Annotated in this window: 1 protein-coding gene; it reads left to right on the forward strand. The window is 53.8% G+C overall.

Going from position 1 to position 429, the window contains the following annotated elements; genetic code table 11:
- Positions 1-429, forward strand: a 429-nt coding sequence (locus EXE45_RS20545) for a DUF5906 domain-containing protein (protein ID WP_199233654.1), incomplete at both ends; no start/stop codon positions are given.

Consider the following 429-nt stretch of genomic DNA (forward strand, 5'->3'; position numbering starts at 1 on the left):
GAATATGACCCTGAAGCGGATTGCCCGCGTTGGAAGGCGTTCCTTGGTGACGTAGTTGAACCCGAATCAATCCCGCTCCTACAGGAGTACATCGGGTTTTGCCTACGTCATTGGGACTTACCGCGGAAGAAGTCCCTTATCCTGTTTGGGCCAACTGACGCCGGGAAGAGCGTGTTCTTAGACGTGGTTCGAGCGCTCTTCGGAGGTGACGACAGCGTTAGCACCTCAAGCACCTCAATCCAGTATCTGGCAAATGAGCGTTGGGGACCGGCGCGACTGGTGAACACGGCAATCAATATCCGGAACGATCTGGATAACTCAACCATTGAGAACACGGGGAAAGTCAAAGAGATAATCGCTGGTGACGCCTTGGACGCCGAGCGGAAACGGAAGCCGGTGTTCAAGTTTTCACCCACGACAAAGCATATC

Source organism: Halorubrum sp. SP9 (assembly GCF_005435015.1).
GTDB lineage: Archaea > Halobacteriota > Halobacteria > Halobacteriales > Haloferacaceae > Halorubrum > Halorubrum sodomense.